General features: G+C 66.9%; 16 protein-coding genes. 3 read left to right on the top strand and 13 right to left on the bottom strand.

The window, feature by feature from the left end:
* Positions 1-45: 45 nt before the first annotated feature.
* Positions 46-762, bottom strand: coding sequence for an ABC transporter permease (locus tag ACFQI8_RS18320; protein ID WP_390247366.1), 717 nt, complete (start codon positions 760-762; stop codon positions 46-48).
* Positions 759-1,487, bottom strand: a complete 729-nt coding sequence (locus ACFQI8_RS18315; RefSeq protein ID WP_390247364.1) for an ABC transporter ATP-binding protein — start codon at positions 1,485-1,487, stop codon at positions 759-761. The genes ACFQI8_RS18320 and ACFQI8_RS18315 overlap by 4 nt, the downstream gene beginning before the upstream one ends.
* A 64-nt stretch (positions 1,488-1,551) precedes the next feature.
* Here ACFQI8_RS18315 and ACFQI8_RS18310 point away from each other — a divergent pair, with 64 nt between their 5' ends.
* On the top strand, positions 1,552-1,674 hold the full coding sequence (locus ACFQI8_RS18310) for a hypothetical protein (protein ID WP_390247491.1): 123 nt from the start codon (positions 1,552-1,554) through the stop codon (positions 1,672-1,674).
* A 185-nt stretch (positions 1,675-1,859) separates the two neighbouring features.
* On the opposite strand, the gene katG is transcribed toward ACFQI8_RS18310, so the two are convergent.
* The gene (katG, locus tag ACFQI8_RS18305) at positions 1,860-4,016 is read right to left on the bottom strand and encodes a catalase/peroxidase HPI (protein ID WP_390247362.1); all 2,157 of its coding nucleotides are present in this window, start codon (positions 4,014-4,016) and stop codon (positions 1,860-1,862) included.
* A gap of 438 nt (positions 4,017-4,454) precedes the next feature.
* On the opposite strand from katG, the gene ACFQI8_RS18300 reads away from it, so the two are divergent.
* A complete protein-coding gene (locus tag ACFQI8_RS18300; RefSeq protein WP_390247360.1) occupies positions 4,455-4,700 on the top strand; it encodes a hypothetical protein in 246 nt (81 codons plus the stop codon).
* Between the two features lie 50 nt (positions 4,701-4,750).
* On the opposite strand, the gene ACFQI8_RS18295 is transcribed toward ACFQI8_RS18300, so the two are convergent.
* Positions 4,751-5,548 carry a TrmB family transcriptional regulator gene (locus tag ACFQI8_RS18295; RefSeq protein ID WP_390247358.1) on the bottom strand — a complete coding sequence of 266 codons (798 nt, stop codon included), beginning with the start codon at positions 5,546-5,548 and terminating at the stop codon, positions 4,751-4,753.
* Positions 5,549-5,935: 387 nt separating this feature from the next.
* Here ACFQI8_RS18295 and ACFQI8_RS18290 point away from each other — a divergent pair, with 387 nt between their 5' ends.
* Positions 5,936-6,733, top strand: coding sequence for a TrmB family transcriptional regulator (locus ACFQI8_RS18290; RefSeq protein WP_390247356.1), 798 nt, complete (start codon positions 5,936-5,938; stop codon positions 6,731-6,733).
* Positions 6,734-6,910: 177 nt separating this feature from the next.
* Here the strand turns inward: ACFQI8_RS18290 and ACFQI8_RS18285 are convergent, their stop codons facing one another.
* The 9 genes from ACFQI8_RS18285 to ACFQI8_RS18245 are packed head-to-tail and all read right to left on the bottom strand — an operon-like array spanning position 6,911 to position 14,778.
* Entirely contained in the window at positions 6,911-7,567 is a 657-nt protein-coding gene (locus ACFQI8_RS18285) for an aspartate/glutamate racemase family protein (protein WP_390247354.1), read from the bottom strand.
* Entirely contained in the window at positions 7,567-8,526 is a 960-nt protein-coding gene (locus ACFQI8_RS18280) for a nitroreductase family protein (protein ID WP_390247352.1), read from the bottom strand. Before ACFQI8_RS18280 ends, ACFQI8_RS18285 begins: the two co-directional genes overlap by 1 nt.
* On the bottom strand, positions 8,523-9,470 hold the full coding sequence (locus tag ACFQI8_RS18275) for an aminopeptidase (protein ID WP_390247350.1): 948 nt from the start codon (positions 9,468-9,470) through the stop codon (positions 8,523-8,525). Before ACFQI8_RS18275 ends, ACFQI8_RS18280 begins: the two co-directional genes overlap by 4 nt.
* A gap of 1 nt (position 9,471) precedes the next feature.
* Positions 9,472-10,131 carry an AroM family protein gene (locus ACFQI8_RS18270; RefSeq protein WP_390247348.1) on the bottom strand — a complete coding sequence of 220 codons (660 nt, stop codon included), beginning with the start codon at positions 10,129-10,131 and terminating at the stop codon, positions 9,472-9,474.
* A gap of 1 nt (position 10,132) precedes the next feature.
* Complete coding sequence (locus ACFQI8_RS18265; protein WP_390247346.1) at positions 10,133-11,050, bottom strand: DUF1177 domain-containing protein; 918 nt, start codon at positions 11,048-11,050, stop codon at positions 10,133-10,135.
* Positions 11,051-11,058: 8 nt separating this feature from the next.
* Positions 11,059-12,234: a DUF917 domain-containing protein gene (locus tag ACFQI8_RS18260; protein ID WP_390247344.1), complete on the bottom strand. Its 1,176-nt coding sequence runs from the start codon at positions 12,232-12,234 to the stop codon at positions 11,059-11,061.
* Positions 12,231-12,593: a hypothetical protein gene (locus tag ACFQI8_RS18255; protein WP_390247342.1), complete on the bottom strand. Its 363-nt coding sequence runs from the start codon at positions 12,591-12,593 to the stop codon at positions 12,231-12,233. Before ACFQI8_RS18255 ends, ACFQI8_RS18260 begins: the two co-directional genes overlap by 4 nt.
* Positions 12,590-13,654, bottom strand: a complete 1,065-nt coding sequence (locus ACFQI8_RS18250) for an ABC transporter ATP-binding protein (protein WP_390247340.1) — start codon at positions 13,652-13,654, stop codon at positions 12,590-12,592. The genes ACFQI8_RS18255 and ACFQI8_RS18250 overlap by 4 nt, the downstream gene beginning before the upstream one ends.
* Entirely contained in the window at positions 13,651-14,778 is a 1,128-nt protein-coding gene (locus ACFQI8_RS18245) for an ABC transporter ATP-binding protein (protein ID WP_390247338.1), read from the bottom strand. Before ACFQI8_RS18245 ends, ACFQI8_RS18250 begins: the two co-directional genes overlap by 4 nt.

Here is a 14,778-nt window from a genome sequence, read left to right as displayed (position 1 = left end):
GCGAGCAGTCGAACGCAACGGCGACACGTGAGCGAACGCAGTGGACTACCGAACTCGCCGGAGAGTCTCGTTGGCGGCAATCGCGGACAGTTCGGCGAAAAACAGGAGCGCCACGACCGCAATCCAGAAGTCACTCGCGCTCCCCTCGTCGAGAACGACGTAGTTCATCCCCTGAATCAGGTAGGTAAGCGGCATGATCCGTGCAAGAACTTCGAGTGCGAACGGCAGGTCTTCCACGGGCATGAACGTACCACCGAGGATTATCTGCGGAGAGATGACGATGGGGATGAACTGCATCACTTGGAACTCGTTTTGGGCAAACAACGACAGGAGAATACCGATGGCCAGCGCCGACAGTGCGCCGAGCCATTCGACGAGAAAGAAGAGCACAACCCCGTGTTCGAACTCGAGTTCGAAGAAGTGAACCGACGCACCGAGCAGCACGAGCGACAGCGCAGTCGCCAGCAACCCGTACCCGAGAACATATCCCAGGACCAGTTCCAGCCGTGAGATGGGTGAGACGAGGACGCGTTCGAACGTCCCCGCTTGACGCTCTCGCAGGAACCCGATTGCGGTGAGAATGTAGGTCAGCATGAACACGAACACCGCGAGCAGTACCGGCGCGACTTCGGTTGGGCGCTCGAACACCTCGCTCAACAAGTAGATGAGTACCACGGGGACGACGAGAATCAATCCGAGTGTCCGTTTGTCTCCCCGAAGCGTCATGAGGATTCGGAGCGAGACCGCCTGTGCCCCGTTCATCCCTCCTCCAACAGTTCGAGGAAGGCGCTCTCGAGGTCGGCGGCCCCCGTCGACGCGAGGAACGCGTCGGGCGTGTCGACCGCGAGAGTGCGCCCGTCTCGCAAGAACAACACGCGGTCGCAGTTCGTCGCTTCGCCGAGGTAGTGCGTCGACACGATGACGATGGCACCGTCGTCACGCCGCTCGCGGAATCCGCGCCACATCGACGCCCGAAGCACCGGATCGACCCCGACAGTGGGTTCGTCGAGGACGATGACGTCGGGGTCGTGGACGAGCGTGCACGCGAGACTCACTCGGCGAATCAGGCCGCCCGATAACGTGCGCAGACGGTCGTCAGCCCGGTCACCGAGTTCGACGAACGAGAGCGCCCGTTCGACCGCCTCACGTCGGTTCGAGAGGCCGTACAAGCGCGCGAAGAAGGCAACGTTTTGGCGGACCGTGAGGTCAGAGTACACGGCTTCCCGCTGCGGCATGAACCCGATTCGCCCGCGCGTCGCTAGCCCGAGTTCGAGTGAAGGGACGCCGTTGATGGCACTCGTCCCCGCGGAGGGGGCGAGCAGTCCGAGCAGACAGCGGATGAGCGTTGTCTTACCGGAACCGTTCGGTCCCGCGAGGCCGAGAATCTCGGGTTCGTCGAGGCGGATATCGACACCGTCGAGCGCGACAGTGGGTCCGAACTTACGGGAGAGTCCAACACAGTCGACCGAGACGTCACCGCCATCCATATCAGTGAGAGGACAGCCAACTGAAAAAATACGATGGTCCGAACAGTGCAGGTTCCACCGTCGTGTGACCGAAGACATCGTCGAGAGCGTCGATATGTCGGTCGACGAGGTCGCCACGGCGACCGACGACGGCGCGCGGACGACCGAGGAAGTGGTTGACGCGATTATCGGCGTCGCCGGCGACTGAGTCGGGTCGAGGTGGGGGCGTCCGGCCGAATCGAAACCGCCCGAGAACTCGATGTGGCGGTCGCTCGGGGAGCGAGAGAACGCGAGCGAAAAAGTCAGCCCGCGGCGGCGACCGCGACCGCAGACGCCGCGGCGGGAACCGACTTCGCGCGCCTCAACCGCGACCGAAAGCGGCGGGCGGCGCGGTTATTCGAGGTCGAAGCGGTCGTGGCTCATGACCGTGTGCCACGTCTCGACGAAGTCCTCGACGAACTCTTCTTCGCCGTCGTCGCCGCCGTACACTTCCGCGATGGCTCGAAGCCGGGAGTTCGACCCGAAGACGAGGTCGAAGCGGGTGGCCTCCCACTCGACGTCGCCCGTCTCGCGGTCGCGGACTTCGTACAGGTACCCGTCGTCCGAGACCGGCTCCCACTCGTAGTCCATATCGAGCAGGTTCACGAAGAAGTCGTTCGTGAGCGTCTCGGGTTCGTCGGTGAGGACGCCCAGATCGGAGTCCTGGTAGTTCGCGCCCAGCGCGCGCATGCCGCCGACGAGGACGGTCATCTCGTGCGCCGAGAGGGCGAGCAGGTCCGCCTTGTCGACGAGCAGGTCCTCGGGGCGCTCCTCGACGTCGTCCGCGATGTAGTTCCGGAAGCCGTCGGCGTCCGGCTTGAGCATCTCGAACGACTCCACGTCGGTCTGTTCCTGCGACGCGTCGGTCCGACCGGGCTCGAACGGAACCTCGACGTCGTAGCCGGCGTCGGCCGCCGCCTGCTCGACGGCCGCAGTGCCGCCCAGCACGATGAGGTCCGCGAGCGAGACGCGGGTGTCGTCGGACTGCGCGTCGTTGAACGACGCCTGAATCGCTTCGAGGGTGCCGAGCACGTCATCGAGCTGGGCGGGCTCGTTGACCTCCCAGTTACGCTGGGGTTCGAGGCGGATGCGCGCGCCGTTCGCGCCGCCGCGCTTGTCGCTGTCGCGGTACGTGGACGCCGCGGCCCACGCGGTCTTGACCAACTGGGAGACCGAGAGGCCCGAGTCGAGAAGCTCGGCCTTGAGCTCCTCGACGTCCTCGTCGTCGATGAGGTCGTAGTCGGCGTCCGGGATGGGGTCCTGCCACAGCATCGCTTCGTCCGGGACCTCGGGACCGACGAGCCGGGACGGCGGGCCCATGTCGCGGTGGAGGAGCTTGTACCACGCCTTGGCGAACGACTCCTGGAACTCCGCGGGGTCCTCTTGGAACTCCTCGAGCACCGCGCGGAAGTCGGGGTCCTTCTTCAGCGCGATGTCGGTGGTGAGCATCATCGGGTCGACGAACTGGTCGGGGAGGTGCGCGTCCGGCACCGCGTCCGGAATCTCGTCCGCGGGCGAATCGCCGGCCGGCCGCCACTGCCACGCGCCGCCGGGGCCCTTGTGCGCTTCCCACTCGTAGTCGAGCAGGTTGTCGACGTAGCCCATGTCCCACTGGGTGGGCGCGCTGGTCCACGGACCCTCGATACCGCTGGTGATGGTGTCGGGACCCTTCCCGGAGCCGTGGTTGTTCTTCCAGCCGAGGCCCTGTTCCTCGACGGGAGCCGCCTCGGGCTCCGCTTCGAGGTTGTCTCCGGAATCCGCGCCGTGGACCTTCCCGAACGTGTGGCCGCCGGCGATGAGCGCGACGGTCTCCTTGTCGTTCATCGCCATGCCGCTGAACGTCTGGCGGATGTTCTTCGCGGAGCCTTCGAGGTCGGGTTCGCCGTTGGGACCCTCGGGGTTGACGTAGATGAGGCCCATGACGGTGTTGCCGAGCGGCTCTTTGAGGTTGCCCTCCTCGTCGAAGCGGTCGGGGGAGGTCGTCTCCCACTCTTCTTCGGGGCCCCAACTGGGGGCCTTGTCGCCCACGTAGTCGTCGGCGCGGCCGCCCGCGAAGCCGAACGTCTCGAAGCCCATCGATTCGAGGGCGACGTTACCGGCGAGGACGATGAGGTCGCCCCACGAGAGCTGGTTACCGTACTTCTTCTTGACGGGCCAGAGGAGGCGTCGCGCCTTGTCGAGGTTCACGTTGTCCGGCCAACTGCTGATCGGCGGGAGGCGCTGGTGCCCGCCGGACGCGCCGCCGCGGCCGTCGTGGGCGCGGTACGTCCCGGCGCTGTGCCACGCCATCCGGATAAAGAGGGGCCCGTAGTGACCGTAGTCCGCCGGCCACCAGTCCTGCGAGGAGGCCATCAGCTCTTCGAGGTCGGCTTTCACCTGCTCGTAGTCGAGATTCTGGAACTCCTCGGCGTAGTCGAACTCCTCGCCCATCGGGTCGGTCTGTTGTGCGTTCTGGTCGAGGATTTCGAGGTCTAACTGGTTCGGCCACCAGTCATGGTCGGAGCCATTCATACGCGAACGGTTACCGCTTTTGGGTGATAAAATTGACTGATTTTGAATTAACTCTTGGCTATAGCCAAAGCAATCTTTTTACTTTATGAATAATTTCGGGAGAGGCCGCTCCCGAGGAGAGACACCAGTTTCGCAACCGAGCAGGTAGCGTGGAACGACGCGCGGTTCGCCTGCGCGCTCGTGAACGTCGGTGCAACTGGTCCGTCATTCGGCGCGACGCGACGCCGTCAGTCAACGCCGAGTCAGGTCGAGCCGAACCATACCAGAAAGTGACCGACAATCACTCAGATAATCAAAAAAGATACGAGCGTGAATTTATACCACATTGAGGCCCGTGACGGTTGTGTACCCTGTACGATGTGCTACGAAGCGTCTGGACTCTCCTTTGACTCACAGCTCACGGCGATACAACACGTCGAACGACGACGAGTCCTCCTCATGCTTCTCAGGTCGACTGCCAACGACGCCGCGTTCGACGACGGCCGCGCGCCGACCGAGACCGACGTTCGGAAGCTGAAACTGCAGATGTATCACGTACACCTTCCGAAGCTCGAACGGATGGGACTTATCGAGTCAACCGATGGCTGGTACGACATCCGCAGGGGTCCGCGCTTCGACGACATCGCGCCGTTGTTGCGCGTCATCGACGACCACCGAGACGAACTGCCGACCGACCTGTTGTAGTCGCCGTCGAACGAACCGGCTTGCCGAAGGACGGAAGCGCCGCCAGCGCGTCAGTTCGAGTCCCGAGAAGGGAGCAGTCCCTGGGACAGCAACCGGCGAGAGATGACGATGAGGCCGTTCTGGAATCCACTACCGAAAATCGCGTGTTCTTCGCCCGTGTCGGGGACAATCGTGCTGACGAGAATCGACGAGCGGTCGACGAGTAACAGCCGGCCGATGGCGAGGTTCTCGGCGACGTTCTCGCCGCGGAGCCATTCGAGGCCGGAAACGAACGTCGTCGCGTCCGGGATGGCCGCTCGAATCCGTTGTTGCAGGGATTCGGTCGCCGCCCCGATGACGACGTCCACGTCATTGTCGCGGGAGTTCAGGTCCTCGACGAGACGGTCGGTCAGAAGCGAGTCGTCACCGAGGACGAGGACGATTTCGTCGTCCGCGTCCGAGAGGAGTTTGCGCGTCCGGTTCGCGATGGCGTCCGTTCCGGACATCGCCCAGACCTCTTGAACCGAGCCCTGTTCGTCCGAGTCGATTCTGTCGGTCCGTTCCAGTGCGTTCGTGAGCCGGTCGATTCGGTTTTGGTACTGGGCACGGAGCGTCTCGGTCGCTTCCAAGAGGGGCACAGACCGAAACCGCTGTGGACTCGAGTGCTGGACCTCGACGAGCCCCTGTGCCTCCAGCACGCGAACCGCATCGTAGACGCGGGTCCGTGGGACGTCAGTAATCTCACTGAGTTGTTTCGCCGTGCCCGTCGAGACGCGACTGAGTCCGACGAAACACTTTGCCTCGTACTCTTTGAGTCCGAGTTGCTGAAGGACGTCGATAGCGTCTTCTTGTGAATTTTCCGTGCTCATGGGTCCCAACCGACATTCCGAGTCGTCTCGGTGCTTCACTAGAAGTTGCATCGGCGAACGGATAACAATTGTTACTTTGTGAGTGAATCAACGGGAGGCCGCCGAAACATCCGCTCTAATACGGGCTGAAAGGCCGATTAACTGCGTGTTTGTGACGCCGAGGCTGTAATCTTCTCAGTGACAAAATAACGAGGGCTCGCAGTAGCCCGAGTTGTCCGGGAATCTCGTCTATTGCGTATTTACTCAGTTAATCACAAAATGTTATATTGTTCGGAATCGAACACCGGGTGCGGCACACAGTGAAGTACTGTGTCCCAACCACAATCGACACGTGCCGCCTCAGCCACGTGTCGTGGCTGAGTTTCGGAGACAACGAGGCACCCCACTATGAGTACTGACTCGGCGGAAGATACCCGCTCTGTCGCAATCGAACAACTGGAACAGTTCGGCCTCAGCGCGTACGCCGCGCGGACGTTCGTCGCGCTCACCGGTCTGGGCATCGGCACGGCAACGGACGTCAGCGAGGTCTCCGACGTTCCTCGAACCCGGGTATACGATGCGGTCGACGAGCTACACGAGCGGGGGCTCGTCGACATCCAACAGTCCTCGCCGAAGAAGTTCTGGGCGGCGTCCGCGGGGACGACGTGCCAGAAGTTCGAACAGGAGATGAGACAGCGGAGAGACCTCTTGATGGCGTCGCTTCGGGAACTCGGGAGCACACAGCGCAAGCAAGAGCGCGGCGTCTGGACGGTCAACGGCCAGTCCGCGGTCACGGACCGCGTCCTCGAATTCATCGAACGGGCGGAAGACGAAATCGTCTACATGATCGTCGAGGAACTGCTCACCGAGGACGTCACGGAGGCGCTGAGGGAGGCGGCACACCGCGGGGTCTCGATTCGGCTCGCGGGTGTCTCACCGGACGTTCAGGAGACGCTCCGCGACGAAATCCCCGACGCGGAGCTGTTCGACACGCTGTGGATGTGGTCGGACACGCCGGCGGGCCGCCTCATGATGGTCGATAGAACGCAAACGCTCGTGAGCGTACTCGTCAACGACGACGACGCGGCTCTGTCGGACCCTCGCTCGGAGACGGCGATTTGGGGGGCTGGCGAGACGAACAGCCTCGTCGCGGTGCTCCGGGCGATATTCACGTGGCGGCTCGAAAACGACGGCCTCGACGACTGAGACGAGGACCGCTCGACTCGTTGGGCGGTTCGAAACACGGAGACAGAAGCGTTCGAAGTCGAAAACTCATTACTGCGGCTCGTTACAATCTCGAGGACTGTCGAGAAAATCGCTCGCGCGTGACCCCGAGCGCGGCGCGAGCGGCGCGGAATGCCATCGGGGTGGTCCGGCGACGTACTACCGTGGTGGACGCGGCGGCGCGATAGCGGTCGTCGCCACCGCGCCCATCGCCACGACAGGGTCGACGATGGGTATCGGAACGTCGGCCCGCACGTCGGGAATCGCGCCCGACGAGGAGATGCCGGTACAGCTCGGCGCGACGACGTCGCACCCGGCGTCGACGAGGCGGTCGACCGCCGCGCGAATCGCCGCCCGGCCGTCGTCGGTCGTGAGGTAGTTCGTCGTCGCCGCGCCCTCGACGACTTCCTCGGCCGCGAGCCGGTCGCCGAGCAGGTCACGAATGGCCGACCCGGCCCCGTTTTCGAGGCCGAGCGTCCCGACGCGCTCGCCGCGGGCGGACGCGACGGCCGCCACGCTCGCGCCCGCCCCGACGACCGGGACGTCGAGCGCCTCGTCGAGCGCCTCCACGCCGGGGTCGAGCGCGCAACTGACGCAAAGCGCGTCGACCTCGGTCGCCAGCTCGCGGCCGAGCGCCTCGATATACGGGAGGGCGTCGGCCTCGGCGGCCGCGTTCGGAATCCCATCGGGGTGGTCGGGGATGCACCGCGACAGCGTCGAGACCTGCGGGTAGTGCCGCTCGATGACTCGCCCGTGGCGAGCGACCTCCGCGGGGTCGTCGAGGGTGAGCACGCGGAGAACGCCGAGTTCGACCATCAGACGGCACCCCCGCCGTTCCGGTCGGTGTCCGGGTCCGGCGCGTCCGAGTCCGCGTCCAGCGCGTCCGAATCCGCCGGCTCGTCGATGCCGCGGGCCTCGAAGAAGCCCTGCTGGCGGAGCGCGTCGAGCAGTTCGCCCTCGCGGCGGTTCATGAAGCCGCTCGGCCCCCAGTAGCGTTCGAGCGTCTCCTGCCACTCGCGGCGGTCGTCGCCGTAGACGCTGTCGCCGTACATCTCGTTCATCGCGTCGTAGCAGGCGTCGAGTCGCGCCTCGGTGGGGTCGCGGTAGCCGCCCTCGTGGAGCACCGTGTCGAGTGGAACCCGCGGAGCGTTTTCGGTCGCCTCGCCGTGGCGCGGGACGCCGAGACAGAGGCCGAAAATCGGCAGGACGCCCGCGGGAAGGTCGGCCGTCGCGGCGACGTCGGTGAGGTTGTTCAGGATGTTGCCGATGGGACAGACGCCGTAGCCGCGGCTTTCGGCGGCCAGCATCACGCCCATCGCGGCCAGCGAGGCGTCTATCGACCCCTCCAACAGCCCCATCGCGGGCGTCGTCCGGAACTCCCGGTCGCGGTGCTCCAACAGCAGTCGAATCCGGCGGACGTCGACGCAGACGAGGAGGAAGTGGCTCGCCTCCTCGACCTGCACGGTGCCGCGGCTACACAGCTCGTGAATCCGCTCGCGGCGGTCGGGGTCGCGTATCCAGACGAAGCTGTACATCTGGGTCGTCCCGCTGGTCGGGGCCTTCCGTCCGGCGTCGACCATCGCGCGAACCTCGTCGTCGGGAACCTCGGCGTCGGTCTCGAACTGGCGGACCGTGGCGCGGCGCGCCAGCCACGGGGCGAGGTCGGGGACGTCAGCGGCCGCCGCGTCGAGCGCGGGGCGGTCCGCGTGGTCTGCGTGCTCCGTGTGGTCCGCGCGGCCCTCGTGGCCACCGGGCGCGGGCGTGCGGTCGCTCACACGAGCACCTCGCCGTCGTCGACGACGACCTCGCCGTCGAGAGAGACCGTCGGTTCGAGGACGACGCCGTCGAGATGCGAGTCGCAGTCGATAGTGCCGCCGAAGCCGAGGTTGTCGCCGAAGGCGACGTGGCAGGTGCCGTACACCTTCTCGTCTTCGAGGACGGTCCCGATGATGCTCGCCGCCGGGTTCGTCCCGAGGCCGAGTTCGCACACTCGCCGGGCGCAGTCGTCGCCGCTCGTCGCGTCGAGGAACTCGTCGGCGGCCGCGCCCTCGACGGACGCGACGCGCCCCCCGTCGAGTTCGACCGTCAGCGGCTCGTCGAGGACGCCGACGCCCGCGAGACCGCCGTCGAAGACGAGCGTGCCGGTGGCCGTCCCCTCGACCGGCGCGATGTAGCTCTCGCCGGACGGGAGGTTACCGGAGTCGCCGGGGTCGGCGATGATACCGTCGCTCGGGATGCCGTCGCGACCTGAAAGCGACATCGTCGCCGACGCGTCGCCGACCTCGATGCGGGCCTCGTCGGCCGCGGTGAGCTTCTCCGTGAGCGCCGCCGTCAGTCGCTCGACCTCCCCGTAGTCGGCCGTAATCGCGCCCTCGCCGAACATCTGGTCCGTGATGCCGGGCATCGTAGCGACGCGAGCGCCGGCCTCGGTCGCGGCCTCTCGCGCTCGCGTGTGGGTCAGCGACGCGGTGGTCGGACAGACCACGACATCGGCCGATTCCATGGCGCGGGCGACCGACTTCGGCGGTTCCATCCCGTTTCGCTCCATCGGCGGAATCTCGAACAGGCCGGACTCCAAGCCGAGTTCGACCCCCGCTTCGAACAGCGCCCGGCCGATGTGGTTCGTGTCGGTGTCGGTCACGACGAGGAGCGACTCGCCGGGGGTGGCGTCCATGTTCTCGGCGAGGAGTCGCGTCGCCACGGCGCGGTGGTCGACCACGTCAGAGCACCTCCTCGGCGGTCTTCGCCAGCACCGACCGCCCGAGCAGAACGCTCGTGTCCGTTACCTCGCGGACGGTCGCTTTCATCTCGGGCGTGTACCCCATGCAGTCCATCACGATGAGGTCGGCGTCGGTGCCGATGTCGGCCGCCGCGGCCGACACCTCGTCTTCGTCGGCGTACGGCGACCCCGCGGCGGTGACGAGGTCGTAGTCGGCCCACTTCTCGAACGTCATGGCCTCCTGTTCTTCCTTGGGCATGATGACGCCGAGAGTGCCCCCGTCGAGGATGGTCGAGACCCACGCCGAAAGCAGGTCGCTCGGCTCGAAGACGGGGACGCTGACGTCGAACGGCGGGAAGTGACCCGTACAGAGGACGCCGATGGCCGTGACCTCAGATTCGAGGTCGCGGATGCGCTCCCCGAGGAGTTCGACGACCGACTCGCGGTCGACGGTGACGGCCGTGCCGTCGGCGAGTCGCGAGACGTACACCGGCTCTCCCTCGCGCGGGCCGACCGCGGCCTCGACCGCGGCCGCCGAGTCGAACCGGTCGAGCGCGCCGACTTCGACGATGTCCACCTCGGGCGAGAGGGTCGCCGCGATGTCGGGCGTCACGTCGCTCCGGGGTGCCTGCCCGATGGTCACGAGTCCGAGCGTCGACATCTCAAACGCCCTCACCCAGCGTCTGGAGGCGGCCCATCGAGCCGTACAGCGACGTGAGGCGGTCGTACTCGGCCTCGTCGTAGAACGACGCCCGGCCGCGGGTGAAGTCCTTGGCCGTCTCGACGACGAACCCGGTCGCGTCGAGCAGGTCGGTGAGGTAGTTCGCACCGGTCCCACAGCCGGGGACGGGCGAGACGCTCGTCGTCGCCACGCCCACGACGGGCGCGTCTGTCGCCGTCGCCGGCTGGAGGATGCTGTTGATGTGGTGCACGTCGTTGCCGTAGGGGGTGATGTCCTGCATCGTGAGCGTGAGCGTGCTCGGCGGGCGGCCTGTCGCCCGCTCTTGGATGTCGAGGAGGCTGTCGCTCACCTTGAGCACCCACCCCTCTTTGACCGTGGGCGTGATGGCGAAGCCGCGCTCGCAGTGGACGCGGTTCCCCTTCGTGGCGTCGACGGAGACGACGGCGTCCATCTCCTCGTCCACCTCGTGTTCGTTCATCGTACGCGTATCGACCGGACTGCCCATGAAGGGCACCGGGTCGTGCGGGGAGGTCGGCGCGTCGGGACAGACGTGCGTGGCGATGCGAACGTCGCCGGCGAGCACGTCGCCGCGGGCGCGCATCTCGCCGAGGTGGAGCGCGACCGCGAGGGCGACGATGGCCCCGTCGGCGTCGGAGACCGGACCGAGCTCGGCCGGCCGCGCGGCGACGCCGCCGAGGCGACCGACGACGCCGAGCGTCGGCGCGTCCGGGTCGCGGCCGGGGACGACCGTCTTGACGAAGTCGGTCGACCCCTCGTCGGTCGAGATGGTCGTCACCTCGGTTTCGAGACCGTGCGTTTCGAGCGCGTCGCGTACCAGTTCGCCGTCCGCGTCGGGACGGCTGAGAATGTCGTAGGCTTGCTGAATCTTGTCGAACATGAGTGTCGTTAGTTGAATACGTGTGATTTGACCGCTTTTCCGACCGCCTGTTCCACCGAATCGAAGAGCGCCGGGTCGGCCATCCCCGCGCCCAGAGAGAGGTTCGCCGCGGGCGCGACGACGACCGCCACCGACCGACCCTCCGCGAGTTCCGCCGTCGAGACGGGCATCCCCGTCTCGGCGTCGAGCGTCGTGATGAGGTCCGGGAACGTCGCGAGGCGCTCGCCGTCGAGTTCGAGCGTCATGTACTCGTTCCAGAAGGTGAGCTCGCGCCCCTCGATTTCGACCTCGCCCACGTCGAAGCCGCCGGTCGTCTCGAGCGCGAACGACTCGACGGGACCGACGAGCGAGACCTCGCCGCCGAGAACGTCGGCGACGCGGTCCGCGGCGTCGCGGCCGTCGTCCGCGAGCCTGACCGCGCGACCGACCGCCTCGGCACGGTCGTACGTGTCGAGCGCCGCGTGCGCCTCGGCGTAGCTCGCGGGAACGGGATTGCGGGCGACGGCGACGAGGCCGCCGGCGTCTTCGGCCGCGTGCCGGACGAGCGACGCCGCCGTGCCGAGTTCCGCCTCGACGACCGTCTCCAGTCGGCTGGCGGTTCCCGGCACGCCGCCGACCGCCGCCTGCACCGACTCGGCGTCCTGCGACAGCCCGATAGAGCCCATCGGCCCGGTGGGGTGTGCCCGCCCGTTGCAGGCCGCGTCGACGAGCGGGAGGCCCGTCACGGCCGACTGGAGCAGGCCGTTGACGGTGGCGAACCCGCCCATCTCGTTCGTCATCAGCGCGCCGACGGTCGTCCCGTCGGCCGCGAGTCGGTCGACCAGTAGCTCCACCGCGCGCACGTAGTCCGCGGGGTCGACGTGGCTCTCCGTCGCGGCGGGCGCGCCCACGCCGCTGACGGTCACCACCACGTCCGTCGGGTCGAGGTCGGCGACCGAGACGATGGTCGGCCGGCCGTACTCGACGGCGAGTTCGCCGAACTCGATGCCCTCCGCCAGCGAGCCGCCGCCCCCGCCGCCGAGGACCGCACCGCCGACCGCGACGTCTTCGACCCATTCCGCCGTTATCGTCCGCTCGCCGTCCGTCGGCGCGGGCCGTGTGTCGTCTGTGGGTGCGGGCTGTGCGTCGTCTCTTGCCGCGCTCTGCGTTCCGTCCGTCTGTGTCCGCGTGTCGTCTGTCGTCATTGGGATGTCTCGGGGGAGTCTCCGTCGTCGGCCGTCACGCTGAGGAAGGCGTTCGGCCGCTGTCTGTCGGCGTTGCGAAGCGTCGCGGTCCCCCGCGCCCGGAGTCGCTTCATGCCCGCCGCGAGCAGGTGGTACGTCTGGTCGCGGCCCATCGATTCGAACAGCCCGTCGGACTTCGCCACCGCCGTGGCGCAGACCTCGTCGTCGCGGCACGGTCGGTCGCAGGCCGAACACGCCGGCTGGTCGGCCTTGAACGCCGCCGGGTCGGACGCGCACGACCGGAGCAGTTCGTCGGTCCACGGGCGGTTCCGTCGCGCCCGCCGGAGGGCGGCGAGGCGCTCTGCGCGCTCTGCGGTCATTCCCACTCCGCGCCCTCCTCGAACCGGTCGTCGTGGAGGAAACACCGCGCGACCTGGTCCGGCCCGCGCTCGTACAGTTCGGGTTCCTCGACCGCGCAGGCGTCGAACTCGTGGGCACAGCGCGACCGGAAAGCACAGCCGCTGGGCTTTTCTCTCGGGTCCGGCACCTCGCCGTCGAGCGTGATTCGGTCGGGTTTCGCCAGTTCGTCCTCCTCGCTGATGGTCGAGATGGCGGACAGGAGCGCCCGGCTGTAGGGGTGTTGCGGCGACCCGAACACCGAGTTCACGTCGCCGACCTCCACGAGCCGCCCGAGGTACATGACGCCGATGCGGTCGGCGACGTTCTTCAGGAGCGAGAGGTCGTGGGTGATAAACAGGTAGGTGATGCCGAACTCCTCCTGTATCTCTTCGAGGATGTTGATGATGCGGGCCTGCACGCTCACGTCGAGCGCGCTCGTCGGCTCGTCGAGGACGACGAACTTCGGGTTGAGCGCGACCGCGCGGGCGATGCCGACGCGCTGTTTCTGGCCGCCCGAGAGCTGTCCGGGGTAGCGGTACATGAACTCCCGCGGGAGGTCCACCATGTCCAAGAGTTCCTCGACCCGTTCGAGCCGGGCCTCGGAGTCGCCGTAGTCGTGAATCTTCAGGGGAGCCTCGATAATCGACTTGACGCGGTGGCGGGGGTTGAGGCTCGAAGACGGGTCCTGATGGACGATTTGCATATTCCGACGGAACCGCTTGAGCTCGCCGTCGGAGAGGTCGACGACGTTCTGGCCGTCGATTTCGACCCGCCCGCTCGTCGGCTCCGTCAGGCGGAGCATCGACCGGCCGGTCGTCGTCTTGCCGGAGCCGGACTCGCCGACGAGACCGAACGTCTCGCCCTCCGCGATGGAGAAGCTCACGCCGTCGACGGCGCGGACCTCCCCCGCCTTCTTCTGGAGGATGCCCTCGAAAAGCGGGAAGTGCTTCTTGAGGTTCTCGACCGTGACCATCGGGTCGTCGAGGTCCCGGTCGCGCTGTGCCGCCGCCGTCGAGTCGGTCGTGTACGCTGAGTCGTTCATTGGTCCGTCCCCCCGTCTGCTGAGACGTCTCCGAGGGCGTCGCCACCGGCGGACAGCCACGGCGCGGTGCCGATATCGACCGGGTCGGCGGCGAGCGACTCGTGACGCTCGCGGGCCGGCGTTCCGCTGAACAGGTGGCACGCGGTCGCGTGGTCGGAGCCGGTCTGTCGCGGGTACGGGTACGCGTCGTGACAGGCCGGCTCCGCGTGCGGACAGCGGTCGGCGAACCGACAGCCGGCCGGCGGGTCCGTGTAGTCGGGCAGGTGCCCTTCGATGCCGTCGCCGATGCCGGTCGACAGCGTCGGGATGCTCTCCAACAGCCCGCGGGTGTAGGGGTGCTGGGGGTTCGCAAACAGGTCGGCGGTCGGCGCTTGCTCGACGATTTCGCCCGCGTACATCACGTTGATGCGGTCGCTGACCTCGCGGGCGACGCCGAGGTCGTGGGTGATGTAGAGGACGCTCGTGTCGCGCTCCTCGACGAGTTCGTCGAGGAGGTCGAGCACCTTCGCCTCGGTCGTCACGTCGAGGGCGGTGCCCGGTTCGTCGGCGATGAGCAGGTCCGGCTCCGACAGGAGCGCGATGGCGATGAGGACGCGCTGGCGCATCCCCCCGGAGAGTTCGACCGGGTAGCTCTCGAAGACGCGCTCGGGGGCCGAGATTTCGACCTCGCGGAGCATCTCGATGGCCCGCCTCCTGTGTTCGGCCTTCCCGCCGGTCGACAGCGCGTCGCGGACGAGCTTCGACAGCGACAGCCGCGGCCGCCCCTGCCACTTCAGCACGTCCATCATCTGCTCGCCGACCGTCAGGACGGGGTTGAGACTCGTCATCGGGTCCTGCATTATCATGCTCATCTCCTTGCCGCGCCGCGAGTGGCGCTCGGCGTCGGAAAGCGAGAGCACGTCCTCGCCCTTGTAGCGAATCTCGCCCTCGGGGATGGTCGCCGAGGGGAGCAGTCCCATAATGGACTTCACGGTGACGCTCTTGCCACAGCCCGTCTCGCCGACGAGCGCCGCGGTCTCGCCGCGCTCGATGGTGAAATCGATGCCGTTTATCACTTCGGCCGTCCCGTCGTGGGTCTCGAAGTGGACGTGGAGGTTCTTCACCTCCAAGATGGGGTCAGCCAT

This window comes from Haloferax chudinovii, assembly GCF_042663345.1.
Lineage (GTDB): Archaea > Halobacteriota > Halobacteria > Halobacteriales > Haloferacaceae > Haloferax > Haloferax chudinovii.
The sequence above is the reverse complement of the archived record's forward strand: the minus strand, read 5'-3'. Positions and strand labels throughout refer to the sequence as shown.